The following is a 6016-nucleotide window of genomic DNA, read 5'->3' on the forward strand; positions in this document are numbered from 1 at the left end:
CTCAGGCGTGTTTTGACAACACCGGGAAGCTGTTCGGTCTTGATGCTGAAGGTCGGAAAGATCTGATTAAGCACCTGGGTACCTGGGATGCTGTTGGCGATATGGACATGCTGCGTTCTGTTGTCGGTGATAAGAAGCTGAACTACGTCGGCTGGTCCTATGGAACATCGTTGGGGTACCGCTATGCCCAGAAGTTTGGCGACAATGTCGGCAAGCTGGTCTTCGACGGTGTTGTCGACCCAGGTGATGCTGAGGACGCCAAAGCTCTGAAGGAAGTCAATGAACGCTCAGACCGCTTTGCAGATCTCGAAGACCCGGCGGCAGCACCTGTCCGATCAGACAAAGCCAGCAAAGACAAGGCCGAAACGTCCGTATCTGGCGGGGGCAAAGCCAGCGGAAAACCTGACCTTGATGGTCTGACGTTTGATCAGAAAAATGCCGTTAATCAGGGTGCTGGTTTTCAGAACACCTTTGAGGAGTTCGCCAAGGACTGTGTTGAAAATGGGCGCAAAGGCAAAACCTACGAGGACCTGTGGCCAAACTTGGGCAATACTCCTAATGCAAAGAAAACCTTTACGTGTGCTTTGGGTGATAGTGACGATGTCAAGGTGCTCAGTGAGAACAATGCCAAGCTTCTGCAGAAGCTTGAAACAGCCGATGGCGGCAAAGGCATGCTCGGCGGACCGGACGACGGTGACCGTCGTGTGACCTTTTCGGTTGGACGCAAGGGTGTGAAACGGGCGCTGTACGATGACAATTTCTGGCCTGACCTGAACTATGCGCTGAATGAGCTCAAAGAAGGCAAGTCCGCCGGTAGGCTTTTGTATCTCGCTGACATTTATGACGGCTGGGAAGACGGTCACTACGACGAGAAGGCCGCTGCGTTTACGAACATTCGGTGTACGGATTCTAATAGGGCTGATGAGCCGATGGATGCGGCGAAGCTTGCCCAGGCGCGTAAATATGCCGAAGCGTATGATGCTGTTGCGCCGTTCCAGCGGGCGAGTGTTTCACCTGGCCGTTATGACGTGTGTGATTTTTGGAAGTTCAAGGGCACGTTGCCGAAGCCGCAGAAGTTGTCGAAGGTGCCGAATATTCTGGTGATTTCGACGACTCACGACCCTGCGACGCCGTATGGCAATGGTCCGAAGGTCGCCGAGATGATTGACGGTTCACTGCTGAGCGTAGCCGGGGTTGCCCACGGCGCCTATGGTGGGGTCGAGTGTGTCAACACCACGGTCAACGCTTTCTTCAATAGGGGTCGTGTGCCGCGTGATGGTGAGTTTGGTGAGAAGTTGAAGAAGCCGGATTCTGCGAAGGATCATCGTGGTAAGACTGTGACGTTGTCGAAGCGGTGCAAGATGCAGACGTTCCGTGCTGATGGTTTTGCTTTGTCGGCTTCGAAGGCTCATGTGGGTCAGGATGTGCGGTTTAGTGTTTCGCGTCTTGATCCGAAGGCTGAGTATGTTCTGACGGTTGGTAAGAAGCGTCAGAAGTTTAGGACTGATGGCAGTGGTAATCATTCTGGTGTGTTTACTGTGCCGAAGGGTCTGAAGGCTGGTTCGACTGTTGAGGTTGCGGTTGTGAACGGGCAGGGTTCGACTGTGAAGAGTGCTGGGCTGAAGATCGTGGCTGAGGGCTCGTCGGACAAGAACTCACCGGCAGCCGGAGGTTCGGCTGATAGTGCTGCGGCATCTGGTGGTGATTCCACCGGTGCCAGTGCGGACAGTGGCAGCGCGCATGGTTCGGCTTCTTCTGATGAGGCCAAGAGCGGTGATAGTCCGCTGCCGCGTACGGGAGCGAGCATCGCAGGAATCCTGGTGATTGCTGCTGCTCTGCTTGCAGCCGGTTTGGCGGCGGCAGTCTACAGCCGTCGCAAAGCTCGAAGCTGAACGACAGTGACTTATCCAAACTGAATTGAGCACAAAGCGCTCGTGGGCCCTGCTGTCAGGGATCTGCGAGCGCTTTGCGCTTCTGATCTACCTGGTGAAACTCACTGAGGTTCCGCCCGTTGTCCAGTACTCGTACCTTTCCTGGACGGTGCTGGTTTCGGGCCGATGAAGAGCGTCATGGTCGCTTCGGTCAGCTCGTCTGCGCTCAGGTGCAGCGCGTCAACGTCGATGTCGGTGCGGCCGGTGAGCACGGGATTGCGCATGAGCAGACCGCCGCTGCAGTCGCTGCCAGGCTTGCTCTGCGTGTGTCCAACCACGGCGTATACGTGATTGGCCGTGATCCGCACTTGCCTGCCGTTGTGCTCATCAGCCAGGGTGAAGCTGCGGCGCCGCGGCAGGGTCGCCGCGACAACGGGCCGTCCGCTGTCAAGAGCGTGCGCAGCTGCGCGAAGCGCTGCGCGGGCAAAGCCGGGCAGCGCCGGGATGGCCACACCGGGTGAGCCGAAGAGAAACTGAAAGCCCTTGAACGGCAGATGACCTTCGAGCCGTGAGCCGAGTACAGTCTGCGCCGCGGCTTCTATGAGGGTCGCGCTGTTGACCGTGCCATCACGAGACCCGCTGCGATCATGTGCGTGCGCGGGAATGTTTGTGGTGACGGGAGCTGACCCGACATCAACGACCGCGAGAGTGCCGGTGCTGTGCAGGATCAGGCGGTCGCAGAATCCGGAAACTGTGACCTCGCCGGCGATGAGCGGTGCCATGAGCCAGCACGTGCCCAGGGGACCCTGCCGAACATCTGCGCACTGCGTCACACTGGCTGGAAAGTCAAGCATATTCGCTGTAGGATAGACAACCGGCTTGTGGGCTGTCGGCATTTCGTCTCCCATAACGCGCTTACTGCAGTTCAGAATAACGCCGGACCCAGTCCGGAGTCTGTTCGGCATTGAGCGCGAGAAACCGAAACGTCGCATCTACGGGCCGTACGGATAAGACACTCAATCCGCGGGATTCCGCGGGGAGCAGGGGTAAACGAACGATATGGCCAAAAAAGAAGGGGTCATTGAGATCGAAGGTACGGTCGTCGAGGCTCTGCCCAACGCGATGTTTCGCGTTGAGCTGACCAACGGCCACCTTGTGCTTGCGCACATCTCCGGAAAGATGCGTCAGCACTACATCCGCATCCTTCCCGAAGACCGTGTTGTAGTGGAGCTGTCTCCCTACGACCTTTCTCGTGGACGGATTGTCTACCGCTACAAGTAAGGATCTTTTGACACTCACCGCAACCACCCCTTGGGCTGGACCCGAGGGGCTTTGTGGTGACAAGAAGGAATAGCGATGAAAGTTAAGCCAAGCGTCAAAAAGATCTGCGACAGCTGCAAGGTCATCCGCCGCAACTCGGTGGTCATGGTGATCTGCTCGAACCCGCGTCACAAGCAGCGCCAGGGCTGATCAGCTAACGCAGATCGATGGGTTCGCTTCCCCTATGGGCAGGCGAGTCCACACCCAAGCAGGCATCGCCCCCTCGCAGCAGGACACCCTGCACAGCGAGGACGACACCCCCGGTTCGAGGGCCGGGGACCGGGTCTGGAGAAGACAACCGGACATGCCTGAGCAAGCACCTTCGAATATCTACATGGAGAAAACACATGGCACGTTTAGCCGGAGTTGACCTCCCGCGCGAAAAGCGCGTGGAAGTCGCCCTGACATACATTTTTGGTGTGGGCCGCACTCGTGCGAGCCAGACCCTCACGGAAACCGGCATCAACCCGGACATCCGCGTCAAAGACCTCACCGATGACCAGCTCGTGCAGCTGCGCGACTACATCGAAGGCACCTTCAAGGTTGAAGGCGATCTGCGCCGCGAGGTTGCAGCCGACATCCGCCGCAAGGTTGAGATCGGAAGCTACCAGGGTGTCCGTCACCGCCGCGGCCTGCCCGTCCGCGGTCAGCGCACCAAGACCAACGCGCGTACGCGCAAGGGTCCCAAGCGCACCGTTGCAGGCAAGAAGAAGTAAGCGTTCGAGTAGGAGATACAGATGCCACCCAAGTCACGAGCTGCTGCTCGCAAGCCCCGTCGCCGCGATAGGAAGAACCTGGTCAACGGCCAGGCTCACATCAAGTCGACGTTCAACAACACCATCGTTTCCATCACGGACCCCACCGGCGCCGTGATCTCCTGGGCTTCTTCTGGTGAAGTCGGATTCAAGGGTTCGCGCAAGTCGACCCCGTACGCAGCTCAGATGGCTGCTGAGTCTGCAGCCCGCCGCGCACAGGAACACGGCCTGAAGAAGGTCGACGTCTTCGTCAAGGGCCCCGGCTCCGGTCGCGAAACCGCTATCCGCTCGCTGCAGGCCACCGGTCTGGAGCTGGGCACCATTCAGGACGTCACACCACACCCGCACAACGGCTGCCGTCCGCCCAAACGCCGCCGCGGCTGAGTCTGCACAGCGTAACGAGTCCAGAACTCTTTAAGCGCGAACGTCATATAGCGGATGTTCGCTGAAAGGAAGCCCACGTGCTCATTGCACAGCGTCCCACGCTCACAGAAGAGGTTGTCTCCGATCTGCGCTCCCGGTTCGTCATCGAACCCCTGGAGCCCGGCTTCGGCTACACCCTCGGCAACTCGCTGCGTCGTACCCTTCTGTCCTCCATTCCCGGTGCCGCCGTCACCAGCATCCGCATTGACGGTGTGCTGCACGAGTTCACCACGGTTCCCGGAGTCAAGGAAGACGTCACCGAGTTCATCCTCAACCTGAAGTCGCTTGTCGTCTCCTCGGAATTCGACGAACCCGTCGTCGCATACCTGCGCAAGCAGGGTCCGGGCGATGTCACTGCCGCTGACATCAGCGCACCGGCCGGTGTTGAGATCCACAACCCGGACCTCTTCATCGCCACGCTCAACGACGAAGGCTCGCTGGACATGGAGCTGACGATCGAACGCGGTCGCGGCTACGTTTCGGCAGCTCAGAACAAAAACGCAGATGCTGAAATCGGCCGTATCCCGGTCGACTCCATCTACTCGCCCGTTCTGCGTGTGACCTACAAGGTCGAAGCAACCCGTGTCGAACAGCGCACGGACTTCGACCGCCTGGTGGTCGACGTTGAAACCAAGCCTTCGATTTCGCCGCGCGACGCACTGGCCTCGGCCGGTACGACGCTCGTCGAGCTCTTCGGCCTGGCCCGTGAACTCAACGTGGAATCAGAAGGCATCGAGATCGGTCCTTCGCCGGTTGATGCAGCTATGGCTGCCGACCTCGCGCTGGCCATTGAGAGCCTCGACCTCACGGTTCGCTCCTACAACTGCCTGAAGCGCGAAGGCATCCACACCGTCGGCGAGCTCGTCAGCCGCAGCGAAGCCGACCTGATGGATATCCGCAACTTCGGTTCGAAGTCGATCGAAGAAGTCAAGCAGAAGCTCGACGAGCTCGGCCTGAGCCTCAAGGACAGCGCCGCCTCCCTTTCCGAGCCCGCTGACGATGCTTCGTTCGTCGAGGACGAACAGTTCTAAGAATTTCCAAGGAGAAAACCCATGCCTACGCCTACCAAGGGCAACCGCCTCGGCGGTTCCCCGGCGCACGAGCGGGCAATGCTGAACAACCTTGCAGCCCAGCTCTTCGAAAACAAGTCGGTGAAGACCACCGAAACCAAGGCAAAGCGCCTGCGCCCGCACGCTGAGCGCCTCATCACCTTCGCCAAGAAGGGTGACCTCGCTTCGCGTCGCCGCGTTCTGCGTTCCATCAGCGACAAGGGCATCGTGCACGAGCTGTTCACCTCGATTGCACCTGCCGTTGCCGAACGCCCCGGCGGCTACACCCGCATCACCAAGATCGGTCCCCGCCCCGGCGACAACGCCCCCATGGCAGTCATCGAACTGGTGCTTGAGGCGTACTCGCCCAAGCAGGCCGTTGTGAAGGAAGCAGAAGGCGCAGCTGCCGCATCGGCTGACGACAAGGCCGACGCTCCGGCTGAAGAAGTCGAAGCTGCCCCGGATGTCGAATCCGGTCCGCAGGAAGACGAAGCCCAGGAAGCCGCAGCTGACGCAGCCGCTGAAAAGGACGAAGCCTGATCTGAGCTTTGCTGAAGCCTGAACGAAGGGCGCCGCAGAACCTGGTTCTGCGGCGCCC

8 protein-coding genes are annotated in these 6016 nt (G+C 59.3%); 7 read left to right on the forward strand and 1 reads right to left on the reverse strand.

Annotated elements, in window-relative coordinates; translation table 11 throughout:
- A partial coding sequence (locus tag HMPREF3162_RS10585) for an alpha/beta hydrolase (protein ID WP_176747355.1) occupies nt 1-1892 on the forward strand: 1892 nt, incomplete at its 5' end.
- A gap of 101 nt (nt 1893-1993) precedes the next feature.
- On the opposite strand, the gene HMPREF3162_RS10590 is transcribed toward HMPREF3162_RS10585, so the two are convergent.
- Nucleotides 1994-2725: a hypothetical protein gene (locus HMPREF3162_RS10590; RefSeq protein WP_141759600.1), complete on the reverse strand. Its 732-nt coding sequence runs from the start codon at nt 2723-2725 to the stop codon at nt 1994-1996.
- Nucleotides 2726-2930: 205 nt separating this feature from the next.
- Between HMPREF3162_RS10590 and infA the strand changes: the two genes are divergently transcribed.
- From infA to rplQ, 6 genes are all read left to right on the forward strand, one after another.
- Nucleotides 2931-3152 carry a translation initiation factor IF-1 gene (gene infA, locus HMPREF3162_RS10595; RefSeq protein WP_019174660.1) on the forward strand — a complete coding sequence of 74 codons (222 nt, stop codon included), beginning with the start codon at nt 2931-2933 and terminating at the stop codon, nt 3150-3152.
- A 75-nt stretch (nt 3153-3227) separates the two neighbouring features.
- Entirely contained in the window at nt 3228-3341 is a 114-nt protein-coding gene (rpmJ, locus tag HMPREF3162_RS10600) for a 50S ribosomal protein L36 (RefSeq protein ID WP_019174661.1), read from the forward strand.
- A gap of 197 nt (nt 3342-3538) precedes the next feature.
- Nucleotides 3539-3907 (forward strand): 30S ribosomal protein S13, encoded by a 369-nt coding sequence (gene rpsM, locus HMPREF3162_RS10605; protein WP_070573657.1) that lies wholly within the window; start codon nt 3539-3541, stop codon nt 3905-3907.
- Nucleotides 3908-3928: 21 nt separating this feature from the next.
- Nucleotides 3929-4330 carry a 30S ribosomal protein S11 gene (gene rpsK, locus HMPREF3162_RS10610; protein ID WP_070424735.1) on the forward strand — a complete coding sequence of 134 codons (402 nt, stop codon included), beginning with the start codon at nt 3929-3931 and terminating at the stop codon, nt 4328-4330.
- Between the two features lie 77 nt (nt 4331-4407).
- Nucleotides 4408-5400, forward strand: coding sequence for a DNA-directed RNA polymerase subunit alpha (locus HMPREF3162_RS10615; RefSeq protein ID WP_070573659.1), 993 nt, complete (start codon nt 4408-4410; stop codon nt 5398-5400).
- A 21-nt stretch (nt 5401-5421) separates the two neighbouring features.
- On the forward strand, nt 5422-5958 hold the full coding sequence (gene rplQ, locus HMPREF3162_RS10620; protein WP_070573661.1) for a 50S ribosomal protein L17: 537 nt from the start codon (nt 5422-5424) through the stop codon (nt 5956-5958).
- Nucleotides 5959-6016: the final 58 nt, after the last annotated feature.

It is taken from the genome of Brevibacterium sp. HMSC07C04 (assembly GCF_001815905.1).
Classification (GTDB): domain Bacteria; phylum Actinomycetota; class Actinomycetes; order Actinomycetales; family Brevibacteriaceae; genus Brevibacterium.